The sequence below is a fragment of the Bacillus sp. EKM208B genome, assembly GCF_011800725.1.
Lineage (GTDB): Bacteria > Bacillota > Bacilli > Bacillales > Bacillaceae > Bacillus > Bacillus velezensis.
Window position 1 is genome coordinate 1 of sequence record NZ_JAANHO010000045.1, and the last position, 310, is coordinate 310.

The 310-nt window shown below is 62.9% G+C and carries 1 protein-coding gene; it reads right to left on the reverse strand.

Annotated elements, in window-relative coordinates:
- Positions 1-310, reverse strand: a 310-nt coding sequence (locus G9F75_RS19780; RefSeq protein ID WP_167409341.1) for an AMP-binding protein, incomplete at both ends; no start/stop codon positions are given.

Consider the following 310-nt stretch of genomic DNA (forward strand, 5'->3'; position numbering starts at 1 on the left):
GCGCAGCCTGTCCTCAGGATACTCCGGGTCAAGCGGCACATAGGCGCCGCCCGCTTTTAACACGGCAAGCACAGAAACCACCATCTCCGGCGAGCGTTCAGCGAGTACGCCGACCATGCTTTCTTTGCGGACGCCTTTTTGGCGGAGCCAAACGGCGAGCCTGTCTGTGTACTGATCGAGCTCAGCGTACGTCAGCATACCGCCCGGAAAACGGAGCGCCGGACGATGCGGCGAAAGCGCGGCGCGGCGGGTGAACAGCCCGTGAAGCGTCGGAGCCGGCGGTTCAACCGCTTCTGTACGGTTAAACGCA